Annotated in this window: 15 protein-coding genes and 1 pseudogene; 2 read left to right on the top strand and 14 right to left on the bottom strand. The window is 48.8% G+C overall.

The genetic code is table 11. The annotated features are described in order from the left end of the window. Positions 1–248 precede the first annotated feature (248 nt). The 3 genes from ACHZA1_RS02980 to ACHZA1_RS02990 all read right to left on the bottom strand — a co-directional run bounded on the left by ACHZA1_RS02980 (position 249) and on the right by ACHZA1_RS02990 (position 4546). Positions 249–893, bottom strand: a complete 645-nt coding sequence (locus ACHZA1_RS02980; RefSeq protein WP_320053748.1) for an outer membrane lipoprotein carrier protein LolA — start codon at positions 891–893, stop codon at positions 249–251. A 96-nt stretch (positions 894–989) separates the two neighbouring features. Further along, positions 990–3524, bottom strand: coding sequence for a DNA translocase FtsK (locus tag ACHZA1_RS02985; RefSeq protein WP_320053749.1), 2535 nt, complete (start codon positions 3522–3524; stop codon positions 990–992). 191 nt (positions 3525–3715) lie between these two features. Continuing rightward, positions 3716–4546 carry a DNA-formamidopyrimidine glycosylase family protein gene (locus ACHZA1_RS02990; protein WP_320053750.1) on the bottom strand — a complete coding sequence of 277 codons (831 nt, stop codon included), beginning with the start codon at positions 4544–4546 and terminating at the stop codon, positions 3716–3718. 395 nt (positions 4547–4941) lie between these two features. Here ACHZA1_RS02990 and ACHZA1_RS02995 point away from each other — a divergent pair, with 395 nt between their 5' ends. After that, entirely contained in the window at positions 4942–5562 is a 621-nt protein-coding gene (locus ACHZA1_RS02995) for an AidA/PixA family protein (RefSeq protein WP_320053751.1), read from the top strand. 212 nt (positions 5563–5774) lie between these two features. Here ACHZA1_RS02995 and ACHZA1_RS03000 read toward each other — a convergent pair whose 3' ends face one another. From ACHZA1_RS03000 to ACHZA1_RS03045, 10 genes and pseudogenes are all read right to left on the bottom strand, one after another. Beyond that, entirely contained in the window at positions 5775–6968 is a 1194-nt protein-coding gene (locus tag ACHZA1_RS03000; protein ID WP_320053752.1) for a hypothetical protein, read from the bottom strand. A 492-nt stretch (positions 6969–7460) separates the two neighbouring features. Beyond that, a complete protein-coding gene (locus ACHZA1_RS03005) occupies positions 7461–7748 on the bottom strand; it encodes a hypothetical protein (RefSeq protein ID WP_320053753.1) in 288 nt (95 codons plus the stop codon). Positions 7749–7814: 66 nt separating this feature from the next. After that, a pseudogene (locus tag ACHZA1_RS03010) lies at positions 7815–8045 on the bottom strand (DUF3795 domain-containing protein); the annotation flags it as partial. 30 nt (positions 8046–8075) lie between these two features. Then, entirely contained in the window at positions 8076–8603 is a 528-nt protein-coding gene (locus ACHZA1_RS03015; RefSeq protein WP_320053754.1) for a GNAT family N-acetyltransferase, read from the bottom strand. A 222-nt stretch (positions 8604–8825) separates the two neighbouring features. Beyond that, positions 8826–9491, bottom strand: coding sequence for an ATP-binding cassette domain-containing protein (locus tag ACHZA1_RS03020; RefSeq protein ID WP_320053755.1), 666 nt, complete (start codon positions 9489–9491; stop codon positions 8826–8828). Beyond that, positions 9484–9771: a hypothetical protein gene (locus tag ACHZA1_RS03025; protein ID WP_320053756.1), complete on the bottom strand. Its 288-nt coding sequence runs from the start codon at positions 9769–9771 to the stop codon at positions 9484–9486. The genes ACHZA1_RS03020 and ACHZA1_RS03025 overlap by 8 nt, the downstream gene beginning before the upstream one ends. Positions 9772–9879: 108 nt before the next feature. After that, positions 9880–10509: a chloramphenicol acetyltransferase gene (locus ACHZA1_RS03030; RefSeq protein WP_320053757.1), complete on the bottom strand. Its 630-nt coding sequence runs from the start codon at positions 10507–10509 to the stop codon at positions 9880–9882. Between the two features lie 1634 nt (positions 10510–12143). After that, complete coding sequence (locus tag ACHZA1_RS03035; RefSeq protein WP_320053758.1) at positions 12144–13136, bottom strand: GGGtGRT protein; 993 nt, start codon at positions 13134–13136, stop codon at positions 12144–12146. 12 nt (positions 13137–13148) lie between these two features. Beyond that, positions 13149–13841 carry a hypothetical protein gene (locus tag ACHZA1_RS03040; protein WP_320053759.1) on the bottom strand — a complete coding sequence of 231 codons (693 nt, stop codon included), beginning with the start codon at positions 13839–13841 and terminating at the stop codon, positions 13149–13151. A 748-nt stretch (positions 13842–14589) separates the two neighbouring features. Next, positions 14590–15075, bottom strand: a complete 486-nt coding sequence (locus tag ACHZA1_RS03045; RefSeq protein ID WP_320053760.1) for a hypothetical protein — start codon at positions 15073–15075, stop codon at positions 14590–14592. 269 nt (positions 15076–15344) lie between these two features. Here ACHZA1_RS03045 and ACHZA1_RS03050 point away from each other — a divergent pair, with 269 nt between their 5' ends. Further along, on the top strand, positions 15345–16472 hold the full coding sequence (locus ACHZA1_RS03050; protein ID WP_320053761.1) for a ketoacyl-ACP synthase III: 1128 nt from the start codon (positions 15345–15347) through the stop codon (positions 16470–16472). 558 nt (positions 16473–17030) lie between these two features. On the opposite strand, the gene ACHZA1_RS03055 is transcribed toward ACHZA1_RS03050, so the two are convergent. Further along, on the bottom strand, positions 17031–17408 hold the full coding sequence (locus tag ACHZA1_RS03055; protein WP_320053762.1) for a hypothetical protein: 378 nt from the start codon (positions 17406–17408) through the stop codon (positions 17031–17033). Positions 17409–17591: the final 183 nt, after the last annotated feature.

Consider the following 17591-nt stretch of genomic DNA (forward strand, 5'->3'; position numbering starts at 1 on the left):
GGGATAGGGCCACAGATAAAAACCATTTCCAAATGCTAATAAGCCCAAACAAACATTTGCTTAATAGCAATCTTTAATATAAATTCATCAAGCACAACATGCCATCTTCTAATATTTAAATAACAAACATTTAGCCCAACAAAAGAGAAACACATCGAAATCGGCATTGGTAATACTCAACAATGCTACAAAGCAAGAGAGGCTGCCAACGATGGCAGCCTCTCTTGCTTTGTAGCATTGTTGCGAACTTACCTCATGTCGATAACTTCGACATTGGGATGCGCCTTAGTGTTAAATACGAATTCTGCATTCGACATAGAAAGATTAGGGGTAATCCTTGTAAACCTGACGGTATAAGTTACACCATCTTTCCCTACGTATATTACAGTTTTAGGCATTCCTGTACTTTCTTCGATCATTAACTTAACCTGCGAGTAAGCAGCCTTAAGATCTTTTGGGAAAAGATGAATCTCCTGGACCTTTACTCCAGACTCCTTTTTTGTTCCCTTATAGGCATACTTAAAATCGGTAAGGTAAGCGTTGAATAGCTTCGCAGGATTATTAAGGATGCTGGGATCGTTTGGATTTACATTTTGAAGGTTAACCTCAGCAGCCTCCTTTACGTGAGTCCAACGTACACGACCATTGCTATAAATATCGCTAGCCTTCATCGATATTTTAAACATGCTTCCCTTAAGCTGCATTTTGCCCTGCTGAGTGTCCTTTACCTTATCCTTTCTATTGTTGATTGAAATGGTAAACTCGGCAGTTATGGTGCTGTAAGATCTCGTTTTCTCCGAGAGCCTGTCGAGTATTTCCTTTGCTTGACGATCTTGCGCCATCGCTGCACCACCTGTAACGATGGCTAACAGTAGGAATAGTAACTTTTTCATCCTAAAATAATTTGTTTTTTGAGCCGAAGGATGTAGTTCGCATATCGACGTTCAGCTATGGTTGCATCGTAGCCAACATGCTCGTTTCATCTTATGCTATCTGTTGTCTAAGTCGTTTAGAATATGTTCGAGGCTGAGCTCATCAGTAATAAGCACCTGACGAGCCTTGCTACCCTCGAATGGTCCAATAATTCCGGCAGCCTCCAGTTGATCGACAATTCGACCAGCACGGTTGTAGCCAATGCTAAACTTACGCTGGATAAGCGAAGTTGATCCCTGCTGATTCTGCACAATAAGGCGAGCAGCCTCGTCAAACAGCGAATCGCGCTTGTCGAGATCGACGCTGGCAGCAGCATCGCCCTGCCCTTCGGGAACGTACTCTGGTAGCAGGTACGCAGTAGAGTAGGCTCGTTGGTTGCCAATAAAGTCGGTGATTCGTTCCACCTCGGGCGTATCCACAAAGGCGCATTGCACGCGGGTAAGATCGCTGCCTGTTGAGATAAGCATATCACCCCTACCGATAAGCTGGTTGGCTCCGGGTTGATCAAGAATGGTACGCGAGTCGATCATCGAGGTTACCCTAAAGGCGATACGCGCAGGGAAGTTAGCCTTAATTACCCCCGTAATAATATTGGTGGTTGGACGCTGGGTGGCAATCACCAGGTGAATGCCGATGGCACGAGCCAGCTGAGCCAAACGGGCAATAGGCGTTTCAATCTCGCGACCAGCCGTCATAATCAGGTCGGCAAACTCGTCGATAACCACCACGATGTATGGAAGGAATCGGTGACCGTTGTTCGGATTCAAGCGGCGCGATACAAACTTCTCGTTATACTCCTTGATGTTGCGCACCTGCGCCTTCTTGAGCAGGTCGTAGCGCGAGTCCATCTCGATACAAAGCGAGTTAAGCGTATAAATAACCTTTTGCGTATCGGTAATAATGGCATCATCAGAATCGGGAATCATTGCTAGGAAGTGGCGCTCAATCTTAGAGTAGAGCGTTAACTCCACCTTCTTAGGATCGACCATCACCAGTTTCAACTCCGAGGGGTGCTTCTTGTAGAGCAGCGAAGTTAGAATGGCATTCAAACCAACCGACTTACCCTGTCCGGTTGCACCAGCCACCAAAAGGTGGGGCATCTTTGCCAAATCGACAACAAAGTTCTCGTTGGAGATGGTTTTACCCAAACCAATAGGCAAATCGAACTTTGACTCCTGAAACTTTGCAGACTTAAGGATGGAGAGCATCGACACCACATCGGGTTTCTGGTTGGGCACCTCGATACCGATGGTTCCCTTTCCGGGAATTGGCGCAATGATACGGATACCCAGCGCGGCAAGGTTCAGGGCAATATCATCCTCAAGGTTCTTAATCTTCGATATCTTAACACCCGGCGCCGGAACAATCTCGTAGAGCGTAACGGTTGGACCGGTGGTTGCCTTAATGCTATCGATTTGAATCTTATAATTGGCTAGCGTGGTTACAATCTTTTCCTTGTTGGCGATGAGTTCCTCCTCGGTAACGCGGAAATTCGACTTGTAGTCTTCGAGCAATTCGATAGGCGGACGCTGGTACGACGAAAGTTCAAGTGTAGGATCGTACAGCTCACTATTGATAACGTCTTCGTCAGCATCCTTCTCCTCAGATGTCTGCTCGAGCATAAACTTCACCTTGCTATCGTCGAGCAGTATTGGAGTGAGCGGTTCTACTGGTTTATCATCAATATCGAAAGGAGGCACAACAGCCCCGTTGTAAGGGAAGGCGACAGATTTGTTTACCTCTTCCTGTTCGTTAACATCCTCCTGCTCGTAGGAATCTTCCTCCTCCTCTTCGTCGCGAACAATGGTGAAGGTGGCTTCCTTTGCCTGCTCGGTTTCGGTAGCACGAACAATCTGGGTATCCTTTACCGCTGGCTTTTGCTTTGGCTCTTCGTTACGGACCTCTACCTCCTCCTCTACCGATTCCTCCTCTTCGAACGATTCGGTTAAAGGAGTTGCAGGTTTCGACCTAAACAGATCGGCAACAGCCACCACCGTCTTATTTATATAAAAAATGGTATTACGGTTGATGGAGATGGCGTAGATAATGCTTACAAACAGCAGGACAAAGAAAGTTCCCAGTTTGCCGATAAAGGCAGACATCCACTTGCTAACGAAGTAGCCATGCTCGCCGCCTAGCCCACTACCCAAGGTTCCCTTTGCCTCGCCAAAGGCAAAGCCCAGAATTACCGACAGTAGGATAATCCCTAGGACTAGGGTCCGCAACGTCTTGCGAAATGGATAAGGGCGGAACTTAAGCACGCGGAGCCCGATGAGCGCCATGATAAACGGAAAGCCAATAGCAGATATGCCAAAGCCCTTATTCACGAGGGCATTCGAAAGGAAGGCACCCACCTTTCCAGTCCAGTTATCGACAGATATCAGGCTACTCGAAAATACCTTTTGCCAGATGAAGCTCTGGTCGCTCTCCCAGGTGAAGAAGTAGGAAACGATAGCCAGCAGCAGGTAGGCAGCAAAGAAAAGGATAAAGATGCCTACAATAAAGCTGTAGCGCCCATCCATGTGGTTTTCGGCGACTTGATTCTCCTTTTTAGCGGTCTCTTTCTTAGTGGTTTTCTCTTTCGTACTCATTCGGGCTAATGCTCCTTTTTATTTATATGCTACAAAGTAAGGTATAAATTCGTTTCTACGCGGCAAAAGGCTTCCAAAAAAAGAGGCGATGTTGATATCTTCCATGTTACTGAAGAACTAAACGAATAAATAAGGAGTTAGATGATGTGAAATACCAAAAGTCGACCAATGCTCTTAAAATACCGGAGTTCCTATTTGAGTAGCGGCTGGCAAGTGGGACAATAGTATATGGTACCGCCCAAGTAGGCCTCCTTAATAATGGTATCGCCACAATTGGGGCATGGAGCCGAATAGGTGTTTTTCGACAGCACGCTTTTGTACCCTCCGGGATTTCCGAAGAGATCCTTTTCGGTATCGCGCCCTCCCCTATCGGTCATATTTTGCAACGTCACCTTCAGGCAATGGAAGAGTTCCGCCTTCTGAAAGTCGGAGAGCGTAGATTTCTTCCGCTTAGGATGAACACCCGCATTAAAGAGGATATCCTGCAAAACACCGTTCCCCAATCCGGGAATACGCTGCTCGGTTGCCAGAAGCGCCTTCATCGACAAATCCTTGGTGGTACTCCTAAAAATGTTTTCGAAGAGCTGCTCATCAAAGGCATCGTCGAGCGGAGAGATGCTGCCGAGGCTACGCTGGTGGTACTTGCTATCGAGCGCTCCCCTGTAGGCGCAGATGCTGCCGTACATGGCAACGGTAAAGGCAAGGCTGCTACCATCGTCGAGCCCAAGCAGCAGCTGGTGCTTGGCAGGGCGTGGCTCTGAGGGTACATAGTAGCGCATGTTGGTGCCATCGCCAATTGTAATGGTGGCATCGCCATCGAGGCAGATATCGGCAAACATGCCGTGCCCTCGGGTTGATACAACCGTTCTGCCGATGAGCAGCGCCCCATAAGCCGTAGGATCGCCGCTATAGAAGGCAAACTTATGGGGGCTGGTGGCGTTAACCACCTCGGTAATCGTTCTTCCGGTTAAGGTTTCGCTGGCCTGCCGACTAATGGTTTTCGATTCGGGAATTTCTAGCATGGATGAGATGTTTTGGTACAACATTTTAATGAAGTAAATATATAAAATGCCAACCGTACCAACATCGCTTTGCTAAGTGAAAACTTACACTGACCATAACAGGAAGAAAGCCTTGACAACGGGAGCATAACAAAAGCGTATGCCCAGCGAGAATCACCAAAATCTCAGCCTAACTATCAAACAAAAAAAGACAAAGTGCAATATATTGTATTGCATTATTTAGGCAATACACACATCCGTTAACCTCTATTCTATTGACATATCGAAAACTACCGATGTACATTTAGCTCACAAAAAAATGAATACAACAAGTTGGGCTACACCCAATCCCCAAAAAGACGAGGTGGTCGGTGCCGAAAAACCCACGAGTAGGCAAAATATAAAACGAATTAGCCATGATTAGAAAAGAGGCAGAAAACAATGAAATTCGCGACATGTTGGCGCTAAAGTCTACGCAACAAATTCTCTACGTGAATACCACCATCGACACGCAAGCCATTATCGACCATCCAGAGTGGTATGCCATTTCCAAAGATCCGAACAACCCTACAATGATAAACACCAGGCAAGTTCCAGATCCTAACGATCCTAAAAAAACGGTTCCATTTAATCCAATATACATGGTTGCTACCTACAACAGCAGCATGTACTCGGGCACAACGGACCTAAAGGTAAATGCACAGGTGGGTGACCATATTTGCTGGGCCTCACAGTCCGAAACCTCTAACATGGATCATGCCGCCTACATCTATAAGATTTTCGGGGACGAGAATGTGTTTTACAACACCACCACCAGCTATCACAACTACCAAAAAGAGGTAAAAGTTCCATCCCGGAAGGATCCTCTCACGCTCGTTTCTGAAACTAGAACATTCCCATTCGTTGATGCAGCCATAGAAAATAGAGGCTCTGAGGCATACCACTTCTGCTTCGAAGTTTACAAGAGGGGAACAGACGGCACGCAGCAGCTATACGGATACTTTAAGGAAGATCCTCGAATTGAGGTAAAGCAGTAGCAAGCTCCTACTCCTACTTAGAGCAAAGGCAGCACTCCATTCGGGTGCTGCCTTATGACATATTAAGATCAAAACATGGAGTGCTATCTCTTAGGAGATACAGGGACTTTCGTCCGGCATGATCGCATTTAGGGAAGTTTTCCGCGTAGCATGACATCTATGGGCAGGAGCCTCAGACGAATAGTAGTACGGACAGCGTTGCAGGCGCATTGCTAAGCTGTCAAGTATTCAATAAGCTCGACATTCTTACCTGCATCCAGCTGCTGCTTCACCTCCTCGCTCGACATTCCGATATCGAGTTTGGCGGTATTGCCGCTCATCTCCTCAAGGCTGCAAAGCTTTACCTCCTCCTGGAATTGCTTCCATAACGTAGTTGCGTTCTGGAATCCGGTCTTTACACCAGCCCAATCCTGAGAACTGTATTTCTCACCCGACTTCTCAATCTCCTTGGAGATCTGAGTCAAGTCGTAATCGAGCGCCTTCCAGATATCCAGAATATACTTCATGTTATCCTCAACTGCTATTGCCTGCTCGGCCAGCTCCTGGAACGTTTTTGCAACCACCTGCAGGGTGGCAACATCGGCGGTGTAATCGTCCATATCATGCTGCAAAGCCTTAACCTCCTGTTTCAGGGTGTTAAGCTTAATGGAGTCGATTACAATATAGGTTGTCGCAACTGCCGCTGCTGCTCCCGTAAATATCCAGGTGAGCATACCGATTGGTCCGGCCACCGCCACGGCCACCACCGAAAGAATAATCGAAGCACCTAGAGCTATTGAGAGCCCAACGATTGCCCCCGTCAAACTGCTAATTTCAGACTTAATTTCGCCAATCTTCTTTTGCAGCTCCTCGATTTTGTCCTTGTCCACTTTTTCGTCCTGCATTGCCAGATCTGCAATATGCTGCAGGTTGGCCGCCTGCTGGGGAAGGGTATCCCTGAATTCGCTCATTCGCTGAATCACCCTCTCTATTTTTTGGGAGAGGTCGTGTATCTCCTCTAGGCTGTTGTTAATATCCTGCTTGAGCTTTTTACGGGCAAACTCGTCAGTTGGGTCTATGATCAGCTTATCACAATGATCAATCGCCTTTTGGAAGAGGTCTAAAACATCCTCATTCGAATCCATCAGCTCCGTGGGGAGTTCCTTTAAATTGGCCGCAATCTCGTTGACCCACTTAATGGAGGCTGCCTTTGCATCGATCAGGCTCTTCTGATACTCATCCCAATGGGCAGGTGCCTTCCTTAGTACGGGTAGTTCACTCTTGTTTACCGACGATACGTAGTTGCACACCTGTACATAGTTTTGGATGTAGGTGGAGTGGGGATCTACGGTGTTACCCTGCTTTAGTAGCGAACGTCCGTTCAGAATAGAATCTAACGAGCTGAAAAAAATTGTTTTTGTCTCCATAACTTTTGACTTTAAGGATTTTGTTCATCGGCGACCCCACTTTGCGGGAGCCATCTCCTAGTCAGAGGGTGAATTTACTCCTGCTGCGATCTACCTGTCCGATAAAACATTTAATCTGCTCAATTTACAACTACGGAATTCGATTTTCAAGGTGGAAATCACTGAATATTTTGGGATGGGGAAAATACGTAGACAGTTCAGACGTTAGATGTTAGACATGCTGGTGACTGGTGAATCAGGTATGACTGCCGAAGAGTGATGTATTCGTCTTCCAAGGCTAACCGAAGGTTATAACTTCAACTTTATTAAGTAGCCTATAGGCTGCAATCAAAATGCACGCTAATAACACTCCAATTCTTTGCAGTTTAAAACTGCTATTTCTGTTTGACGGCATTGCAACCAGAACGAAATGGGGCTCATGCCGCCGAGCCAAGGGCTATACTTCTTTCCCATTTTTAAGACATAAGCTATTGCGTAAAGATGGAAGATGTTTTACTTCTTACGGATCAGCTTCAGATCAACCATCAAATCCTTTGCTATAATCTGTAAGTAGTTCTCTAGCCTTTTGCTCTTTTCTTTTGTATCTACCAAATCTCCGAGTGAAACCATATATCTATGGCTATCCTGCAACTCACCGATGGGCAGTAGTGCGCAGTTGATACAGTAGAAGCTTTTGGAACGCCCATCGTCGCACTTCTGGAGGAAATCGGTGAGGATATCAACCCGCATCTGCTGCTGATCTACAAAAAGCTCGATTCCATTTTCCTTAATAAAGTCCAAGTTGGGCAGCATCTTTCGGTGCGTGACAAAGGAATCGGCTCCCGCACTCTCGGTTTTGAATCGATGGCAGGGGAAATCGCCACAATCAGCGCACGTTTCGAGTCCCCGCTTGCTTGCACAGCACGTAGCCACGCCACACGAGGGGTGCTTCTCCCTAAAACCCTCACCACAACAACCAGGACAAACCGAAGCTCCCTTGGTATGAAACCGAGGGCACAATCCACAGTCAATTCCACAACATCCAATCGTACTATACCTTTTTACGCTATCCGCCATACTATATGTATTTACTATCATTCTCCGTTGGAGTTGCCGCTACAATATTCCTTACCTACTTTTCAGCGGCCGCTTCATCATGATGTCGGTCTGCTCGTCGTTGCCCAGCTGGAAGACGTGCTTGTCGAACTCCACAAAGCCATTTTTGCGGTAGAAGTTAATTGCCCTCGGATTCTTCTCCCATACGCCCAGCCACACGTAGCTGGCGTTCATCTGCTGGGCCACCTGCATGGCCTTCGCGTAGAGCAGCTGCCCCACCTTTTTCCCGTGGAATTCCTTCAGCACGTAAATTCGCTCTATCTCTAGCGCTTCGCTATCCTTTATCTCGGTTTGCGACGGGCCGTAGTTCAACTTCAGATACCCAATTACGCTACCGTCGAGCAGCGCAAGGTAGAACTCCGAGTTGGGGTCGCCAAGCTCGGCGGCCAGCTTCTTGTCGGAGAAGCCTTCGCTTAGGTACTTTTGCATATCCTCTGCCGTGTTCTCGGCCGAGAATGTCTCGAAAAAGGTTTGCCGCCCAATTGCCTGCAGTGCTTCTATGTCGTTTACCGATGCCCGCTTAACCTCTATATTTTCCATCAACTTACTTATTTATCGATTCGAAAAAAGTTTGGCAGCCTCTCGTCCGCCACCCAAAAGTAGTAAAAAACAAGCGCAGCTGCTGGTACGGCTGCGCCTAGATGTGCTTATACGTGAAGTTCCTTCGCTAGGCAAAGATTCCCATACTCGTCAGCTCTGCTATTGCAGGCTTGATGCTGAAGCCTCATCCGAACGGGGGGGGAAAGCCAGGTTCGAGGGCGCTCAGCGGATGGGCAAATATCCATTCCTCATCAGGTCGGCTTCATTGTCAACCTCAATGGCACGGCCATCCGCTATCAGCATTTTACGATCCGAAATTGCGAGAACATCGCGGTAGTAGTGGTCGGTGATTAGTATCCCCTTTTCGTTTTTCAGCTGGAGCAGCAGCGCTTTTATGGAGTCTTGGTATAAGGGTTCGACCATCGAAAAGGGTTCGTCGAGCAGCATGAATTGGTGAGGCAATCTCGAAATCAGCAAAATCTCGAAGTACCGCCGCTCGCCCAACGATAGGGTTCCTACCTGCTGCCGCTCAATCTTGGCTATCCGGGGGTCGTAGAAAAGTTTGTCCTGCACATCTCCATCCTTATAGTATAGCGGAATTACATCCCTCACCCTTAAATCGCTGGGCAAAAAGCTTTCCTGGGGCAGGTACGAGATCTTCATCAACTCGATATTCCTCGACGTACTGAAGCGCTCGTTGTCAACCCAGATACGTTCATCGTCGGCGGATAGGGTGCCGAATAGAATCTTTAGCAACGTCGACTTCCCACAACCGTTACGGCCAAAGATGCCCAAAATCTCACCCGTTTTTAGGTGGAGCGAAATGTCGGACAGCACCTCGTGCCCATTGAACGCCTTGGACAGCTTACCTACTACGAGTTCACTCATTCAGGTACATTATTAGCAGCACAAGTAGTCCGGGAAGCGCAATCGCCAGGTTAACCGCCACCGATTTGGCAATCAGCCGCCGCTTGGTTATCCCCAGGTTGTAGTAGAAGTAGTACTGGTGGCCATGAAACTTCCTGTAGCAAAGCAGTCCAACGGCCAACCCGAATGTTGGCAGCGATACAAGGCCGGCGAGCGGGCTCACTACCACAAAGCACAGCACCGAAAATGCCAAGTTGTACCGTGTTGAATCAGCATAAAACTTCAAGAATGTCCTATCCATTCGGCTATCGCACTTGTTAATTATCGACCGTTTAAAATATATTCGTTCCTCTTTGCGGCATGGCTACAAGCGCCGGTGAGCCTCCCCTCTGCGGGGCTCCCGCCCCAGCTACTCCGCATCAAGTTGGGCCTGAAACTCGCTGAAGTATTGCGCCAAATGAAAGCCATCGGCCAAGCCGTGGTGGGCCTCAACCGACACCGGAAGCATCTTTCGCCCTTCGCGGATTGCGAACTTGCCAAAGGTAATTTTGGGGACCGACTCTTTCGGATCGAAGTTGGTAGGGTGCAGCAGGCCGCTAAACGAATTCCAGGGGATGGTTGAGTGGCGAATAAGGTTCGTCTTCAGATCGTCGTTGTTAAGCCGAAGCCCCGAGGTGCTCTTTACCTCCTCTATTTCTTTTTGCAGCTCGGCGTTGAAGGTGTCAAAATCGGCCGAGAAGTTTACAAACGCAAAGCCAAAGGTGCCATCTTCGCGGCCTACGGTTGTCCCCGCGTGTATAACATCGAACGCTACAACCTCGTCGCCTACGATTCTATACCGCAGCTCCTCTACGGCATTTACCGCGATCATCGACTTGTGCAGGTAGCTTGCAAAGAAGGACCTCCCGCTTGCCCTGGCGCTGTCGTAGCAGCGGGTGCAGTCGACCTCCGTTACCACCCCAAAGAAGGGGCTGGCCATTTTGGAGAAAAAGCGGAAGTGCTCCCTTCTTTTCCAGCTGTTGATGTCTATGGTTCTCATTCCTATCATGGTTTTGTTTTCATCTACGCGGTCAGGCGTACCCCATTCGGCGAAGGTAGGAGCCACCACCGGACAGGGCGAGCTAAAGTAGCAGCTTTTCGGGATGCTTGTTCCTGCTAGCTAAAAAAAGTCCCGAGTTAAGCGTAGGCTCTGCCTACGCTTTTGCTTTTTGCGGCCGCTGGCCGCATTAGTAACAGGCTGGAAGCCTTGGCTACCCAAGCGGGGCGAGGACGCTCCGTTGGGCGAAGGCTCCAGCCTTCGGCAGCTCTATCATAGCAGGCTATAGCCTGCAGAATAGATTCGGCAATGGGCGAAAACCTCAGCCGAACAAGGATGTTTTGCTTTACAATACCTCACATCGCCTTGTAAGCCGATATAAGTGTTAGTTTGCATTGAATTTTACTTTCTTGCAGACATCTTGATGTAATATCTTTTCATTCTATTATATATTTGCAGCCCTATGTTAGATATAAGGTGAGCACGATTTTTATATGAGAAATGCCGTAAAACAAATATCCTTCCTATTTTTAGCGCTCAGCTTCGTTCTAATTCTGGCTGATTGTGGTTTTATTTGTTGCACGCTCTCACCTAGCAAAGAATGTGAACAGCGAGAATGCTCCAGCTCCTTGCTCCAGCTAGATAGCACGCATACCGCAAATTGTGATGAGTGTTTTTTTGTTGATCCCACAAAAATGGATCTAAGTAGATATCTTTCGAGTATCGAAAAATCGCCCCGTTTAGTTTCTGTCCTAGAAGAAGATTGCTTTTCATCAAGCATTTGGCAGCCACCAAAGTTTTTGTAATTCATCCTTTTTTTACTACAAGTTAATGGTAGGTACTCTACCATTACAGCATTCGTATTACTTGTAGCAAGGCTTTCCTATTACTTATTTTTATTAAACGTTATAATCATGGGATTCAATGATTTTTCTGAATATGGACGTAAGCACCATAGTCACGATCATGACCATTATGGTAGGGATGATAACTTTTTTGACCATGATGATGATCATCACAACTCACATTACCATTCGAGGCATCACGATTTTAAGAGGGAGTTGATTAGCAAATACCTTAGGGACCCGAAGCTAAGGAGGTTGGTCATTTTTGCAATGGTAGCCATACTAGCTATTGCCATAGTCATCATAATCCTACTTTTTCCATTGCTCGTAAAACTATTTGACTTTATTACAGCAAATGGGATTCAGGGGTTGATCGACTCTGTTTGGAAAGGGAACAAGTAGCAATCATTTAAAGCATAAAAGAAAGTTTTCTTGGTCAGATCTGGTTGTCTTTAAATTTCATGGTTTCAGGTTGTAAGTACAATATCTTAATACGTCCTTCTACAACCTACAAATGACTGCGGTTGACAAAGTATAAGCCGCATCAGAAATTCCATGAAATTAAAGAGGCTGTCCAAATAATAATGGACAGCCTCTATTTTACCAATTTCATCTTTTAAAAGTTGGAAGCCTTGGCTACCTAAGCGGAGCGAGGACGCTCCACTCAGCGGGGCGAAGGCCCACGTTTGAACATCAGTAGTCTTACTAAAGAGAAAGGCCTAGCAAATATAGAATTTGCCAGGCCTTTCAAGTTAAACTATCATCATCTAACTTTAAAAAACGATCATTCGCTTAAGCTTGCGAAACAGCAACAGCAACGGCAACCGAAGCGCCTACCATTGGGTTATTGCCCATACCGATAAGCCCCATCATCTCTACGTGTGCGGGTACCGATGACGAACCTGCAAACTGAGCGTCGGAGTGCATGCGTCCCATGGTGTCGGTCATGCCGTAAGAAGCAGGACCTGCAGCCATGTTGTCGGGGTGGAGCGTACGACCTGTACCACCGCCCGATGCTACCGAGAAGTACTTTTTACCTTGCTCGAAGCACTCCTTCTTGTACGTACCCGCTACAGGGTGCTGGAAGCGGGTTGGGTTGGTAGAGTTTCCGGTGATCGAAACATCAACACCCTCGTGGTGCATAATCGAAACACCTTCGCGCACATCGTCGGCACCGTAGCAGTTTACCTTTGCCTTTTCGCCATTCGAGTAGGCGATGCGGTTAACCTCCTTAAGCTCGCCGGTTGCGTAGTCGAACTGGGTTTGAACGTAGGTAAAGCCGTTAACGCGGGCAATGATCTTTGCAGCATCCTTACCCAAACCGTTAAGGATAACGCGCAATGGCTCCTTGCGAACCCGGTTGGCCGACTTGGCGATACCAATTGCACCTTCGGCAGCGGCAAACGATTCGTGGCCGGCTAGGAATGCAAAGCACTTGGTTTCTTCGCGAAGCAGCATGGCGGCTAGGTTGCCGTGGCCAAGACCAACCTTACGGTCGTCGGCTACCGAACCAGGGATACAGAATGCCTGAAGCCCTTCACCTAGCGTTGCAGCAATTTCCGACGCGTTGGTTTGGCCCTTCTTAATGGCAATGGCAGCACCTACGATGTAGGCCCACGATGCATTTTCGAAGGCAATTGGTTGAATATCCTTTACAATTGTGTACACGTCCACTCCCTTGGCATCGCATATTGCTTTAGCCTCCTCTACCGAGGAAATTCCATAGGAGTTGAGCACCTTGTTGATTTGTGCAATACGTCTATCGTAGCTCTCAAATAATGCCATTCTTGTTTCCTCCTATTCTTTACGTGGATCTATAACTTTTACCGCCTCTTCCATGCGGCCATACTTACCCGATGCCTTCTTAAGGGCTTCGGTTGCGTCGGTACCGCCCTTAATCATGTCCATCATGCGGCCTAGGTTTACAAACTCGTAGCCGATGATCTCGCTATTGGCGTCAAGACCTATTTTGGTTACGTAGCCTTCGGCGATCTCCAGGTAGCGAGATCCCTTTGCTACGGTTCCGTACATGGTTCCGGTTACGCTACGAAGCCCCTTGCCCAAATCTTCGAGCCCAGCACCAATAGGAAGGCCCCCTTCCGAGAAGGCGGTTTGGGTACGACCGTAAACAATCTGAAGGAAAAGCTCGCGCATGGCCGTGTTGATGGCATCGCACACGAGGTCGGTATTTAGCGCCTCTAGGATGGTTTTTCCGGGTAGGATCTCGGAGGCCATCGCCGCAGAGTGGGTCATACCGGTACAGCCTAGCGTTTCTACCAACGCCTCCTGGATGATACCTTCCTTAACGTTTAGGGTTAGCTTGCAGGCACCCTGCTGTGGGGCACACCAGCCCACACCGTGCGTTAAGCCCGAAATATCTTTCACTTCCTTTGCCTTTACCCACTTGCCCTCTTCGGGGATGGGTGCAGGACCATGATTTGCACCTTGTGCAACGCAAATCATTCCTTCTACTTCGTGTGTGAAATTCATGTAAATGCAATTATGAATTAGAAAAACCTCTATTGCTCTGCCTGCGCAGCCAACCTTACAGCTATATGGCTGGGGGGATACAGCAGGATTGTGTATTGTTTGTATGAATTTGCCCGCTGCCGTACGAGCAATGCTGCCAAACCCGTATTCCGGTATTCACTCGGGCGGTACACCTGCCTATTGGGCCGCGTATGGCTAGCCCAATAGCCGCTCAAAAGTAGTAAAAATTGTCAGTGGTTTTAACAGCGGATTTCGTGTGATAGCTTAAATATCGTTTAACCATTACTCCAAACCCCGCAAATCCTGATGCGGCGATAACGATTGCCCCCATCAGCTCTATCGGGGCAGATTAAAGTAACTGCTTTTCGGGATGCTTGTTCCTGCTAGCCAAGAAAAAGTCGTTAAGGGCAACCTGTACCCTGCAATTTGCAGCCTACACCCTGCTATTTGCAGCCTCTACCCTGCTCTTTGCAGCCTCTACCCTGCTATTTGCAGCCTACACCCTGCTCTTTGCAGCCTGCACCCTGCTTTTTGCAGCCTGCACCCTGCTCTTTGCAGCCTCTACCCTGCTCTTTGCAGCCTCTACCCTGCTTTTTGCAGCCTCTACCCTGCTATTTGCAGCCTGCACCCTGCTATTTGCAGCCTGCACCCTGCTATTTGCAGCCTACGCTGCCAACCGGGAAAGGGTACCAACAAAAAGTTCCGGTAGCGAGGTGCTATCGGAACTCTGTTGGCGCGGTAGATGGCTCTACTTCGTTGGCTTTTGCTCGTCCTTTTTCTTTTTAGCCACTTGTGGGGTAAACATTGGCTTAAGCCGCTCGTAAATGGCCTTAGCCTTAGGATCGTTCCGCGAAGCAAAATGCTTAACGGAGCTGTAGTACTCCATGCAGCCCAGGAAGGCTTCGCTTCCGGCAACGGTTAGGGTGTCATCGACCAGCATCTGGAGGTTGGTGATACTTAAGGCGACGGTAGACAAGTCGGTTATCACCTTAAAGTCCTTATTCACCTCAACCATGTCAAACATGATTGGGGCGTACTCGGGAGCCACGTTCATCTCGTTGGTGATGCTGCTCACCTTACCCGTATTCCTAGTGCCCAGTTTGGGCAGTTCCTCCCGTTGGCTGGGAGTTAGCTCCACGCAGGAGGGCTTTAGTAGCGTGTAGCATTCCTTAAGGTGGGCATTCACCTTGTCGAGCACCTCCTTGGCAATAACCTGCGAATACTCATTTTTCATTGGCTGTTGGATTTAGTATTATTTTATATCAACCAACCGCTAAAGTAGTATTTTTTACATGTATTCCTATTTTTTACCGTTATTTTTAATACAAAAGCCATTTTTTGCTAAACCATCGGTCCAATTTCGGGCAGCCTCCGCGGATGTGGCCAAGGGCAAATCCGGTTTTCAGAGAAAAAACAGTACCTTCGCCCGCCGGCCTGCGGGCCTATCATCGGGAATTCCGCCCTCAGCACGGGCAGGCTTTAATTTAGTTGGGAACGGTTCGATTGATACGGCAATCCGTATGTAACAAGATTTATATTTACCATATGAACCAAACGATCTACAGCGTCATTACCGGAACGGGGAGCTACCTCCCCGAGCGAGTTGTGAAGAATGAGGAATTTTTGGGCTGCCAGTTCTACGGCAACGACCACCAGCCGCTCGACAAGAGCAACGAGGAGATCATCCAGAAGTTTTTGGAGATAACCACCATCGCCGAGCGCCGCTACGTCGCCGATGACCAGCTGACCTCCGACATCGTACACCTGGCCTCCGCCAGGGCCATCGAGGCAGCCGGCATCGACCCCGAAACGCTCGACTACGTGATTGTAGCCCACAACTACGGCGACGTGCTGCCCGGCAGCAACCGCGTGGACATCGTGCCCTGCGTGGCCGCCCGCGTGAAGCACCTGCTGGGCATCAAGAACCCCGCAACGGTAGCCTACGACGTTCCCTTCGGCTGCCCCGGATGGGTGCAGGCCATGATCCAGGCCAACTACTACCTGCGCTCGGGCGACGCCAAGCGCATCCTGGTAGCCGGTGGCGACACCCTCTCGCGCATATCGGATCCGCACGACCGCGACCGCATGATCTTTGCCGATGGCGCCGGCGCCGTGATCCTCGAGGCTAGGCCCAGCGACGAGCCCGTGGGCATGCTGGTCCACAAGACCCGCTCCGACACCTTCCTCTACTCCAAGATGCTCCAGATGGGCCCCTCGCTCAACCCCGCCGAGTACGAGGCTACAGGCAACCTCTACATCCGCATGAACGGGCGTAGGCTGTACATGTACGCCCTCGAGCATGTGCCCCAGGCCATCAAGGACTGCCTCGACGCGGCCAACCTGCAGCTCTCCGACATCAGCAAGGTGCTCATCCACCAGGCCAACGGCAAGATGGACGACGCCATCCTCGACCGCCTCTACAGCCTCTACGACATGACCCCACCGGCCGACGTAATGCCGATGACCATCTCGTGGCTGGGCAACTCGTCGGTGGCCACCGTACCCACGCTGCTCGACCTCATCGTGAAGGGCCAGCTCGCCCCCCACGAAATCAAGAAGGGCGACACCGTGGTTGTTGCCTCGGTTGGCGCAGGAATGAACATCAACGCCTTTGTCTACAAGATGGCGTAGCACCGCCTTAACGACATACCTACAAGCAGAGGATGCCCAGCGCATCCTCTGCTTTTTTGCATCAGCCCCTAAGCATACGGGAAAAGCAACAACCCTGCCCCTACTACCTTTAACTAATGCAGCAGGGTGGAGGTTAGGCAGCAATCCGTAGAGATTGTAGATTAGCCGCCATTATACGATAATGCTCAGGAGTAGCATAGAGTCTCATAGCCGTCAGGCTAAGGTTTAATCCATAATGTTCGACTCCTCCGGAGTCGTGGTTCCAGAATGACGCCCCTATCTACAAACCTTTAATGCCTATGGCATTATACTTTCGTTCGAAAAATCCCAGAGGGATTTAAGGTTTGTAGATCGAAGCATGGCAACCATACCGACCCGATACGGGTCGTACTAGAACATACAATACTGCTAGCAGAATCCTTTTTTCTTGGCCTGACGGCTATGAGCATAGAATCTACCCATCACATCTACAGCCCCACCCGATTCGTTACGGAACAAAAAAAGCCCCCGCCCTAGGCATTACCTAGCAGCGGGGGCTCAACATTTTTGCCGAATCAGCTATAGCACTTCCATAGCGCTCTCCAACGACCCGTAGTAGCGCATGTAGCCTACGGCATCCTTTTCGATGCTCATCAGGGTCATCTTAGTGAATGCGCTCTGGGGCAGCACCACCTCCACGTTGCCGATGCCCGCCGCCTTCAGCTTTGGAACAAAGACCTCGCCAGCCCAACTAGTGGCCTCAGGCTTCAGCAGGCCAGCATGGGTGGTGTCGCTAACAAAGCCCTTGCAGCCCTTGGCAACAACAAATTCCAGGCTCTTCTCCTGCCCATGCTTGTACTCCTCGGTGGTACAAAACTTCTTCCATGTTTGAACCAAACATTTCTTCTCTGCTACGTACGAAAGCGTAACGTAATCCAATTCTAATAGTGTTTCCATGATTATAAGTAAAACCTTAGCGTATAAGGAAGTGATGCGTATTAAAAAATAGCCTATCGGGGTTGATCCTGCGCAACAGTGGCTGCCTACCGCAGCCGTTACAATTCAAAAAAATCCGAGGACCAATAAAGATCGCTGATACAGGACTACAAGCGTGTCAACCTTACGTAAGCCAACACGAAT

Origin of the sequence: uncultured Acetobacteroides sp., assembly GCF_963667355.2 — a bacterium.
GTDB lineage: Bacteria > Bacteroidota > Bacteroidia > Bacteroidales > ZOR0009 > Acetobacteroides.

Excerpts from the sequence above, each read along its gene's own strand:
- ACHZA1_RS02980 (WP_320053748.1), bottom strand. The coding sequence starts at position 893 with ATGAAAAAGTTACTATTCCTACTGTTAGCCATCGTTACAGGTGGTGCA.
- ACHZA1_RS02985 (WP_320053749.1), bottom strand. The coding sequence starts at position 3,524 with ATGAGTACGAAAGAGAAAACCACTAAGAAAGAGACCGCTAAAAAGGAG.
- ACHZA1_RS02990 (WP_320053750.1), bottom strand. The coding sequence starts at position 4,546 with ATGCTAGAAATTCCCGAATCGAAAACCATTAGTCGGCAGGCCAGCGAA.
- ACHZA1_RS02995 (WP_320053751.1), top strand. The coding sequence starts at position 4,942 with ATGATTAGAAAAGAGGCAGAAAACAATGAAATTCGCGACATGTTGGCG.
- ACHZA1_RS03000 (WP_320053752.1), bottom strand. The coding sequence starts at position 6,968 with ATGGAGACAAAAACAATTTTTTTCAGCTCGTTAGATTCTATTCTGAAC.
- ACHZA1_RS03015 (WP_320053754.1), bottom strand. The coding sequence starts at position 8,603 with ATGGAAAATATAGAGGTTAAGCGGGCATCGGTAAACGACATAGAAGCA.
- ACHZA1_RS03020 (WP_320053755.1), bottom strand. The coding sequence starts at position 9,491 with ATGAGTGAACTCGTAGTAGGTAAGCTGTCCAAGGCGTTCAATGGGCAC.
- ACHZA1_RS03025 (WP_320053756.1), bottom strand. The coding sequence starts at position 9,771 with ATGGATAGGACATTCTTGAAGTTTTATGCTGATTCAACACGGTACAAC.
- ACHZA1_RS03030 (WP_320053757.1), bottom strand. The coding sequence starts at position 10,509 with ATGAGAACCATAGACATCAACAGCTGGAAAAGAAGGGAGCACTTCCGC.
- ACHZA1_RS03035 (WP_320053758.1), bottom strand. The coding sequence starts at position 13,136 with ATGGCATTATTTGAGAGCTACGATAGACGTATTGCACAAATCAACAAG.
- ACHZA1_RS03040 (WP_320053759.1), bottom strand. The coding sequence starts at position 13,841 with ATGAATTTCACACACGAAGTAGAAGGAATGATTTGCGTTGCACAAGGT.
- ACHZA1_RS03045 (WP_320053760.1), bottom strand. The coding sequence starts at position 15,075 with ATGAAAAATGAGTATTCGCAGGTTATTGCCAAGGAGGTGCTCGACAAG.
- ACHZA1_RS03055 (WP_320053762.1), bottom strand. The coding sequence starts at position 17,408 with ATGGAAACACTATTAGAATTGGATTACGTTACGCTTTCGTACGTAGCA.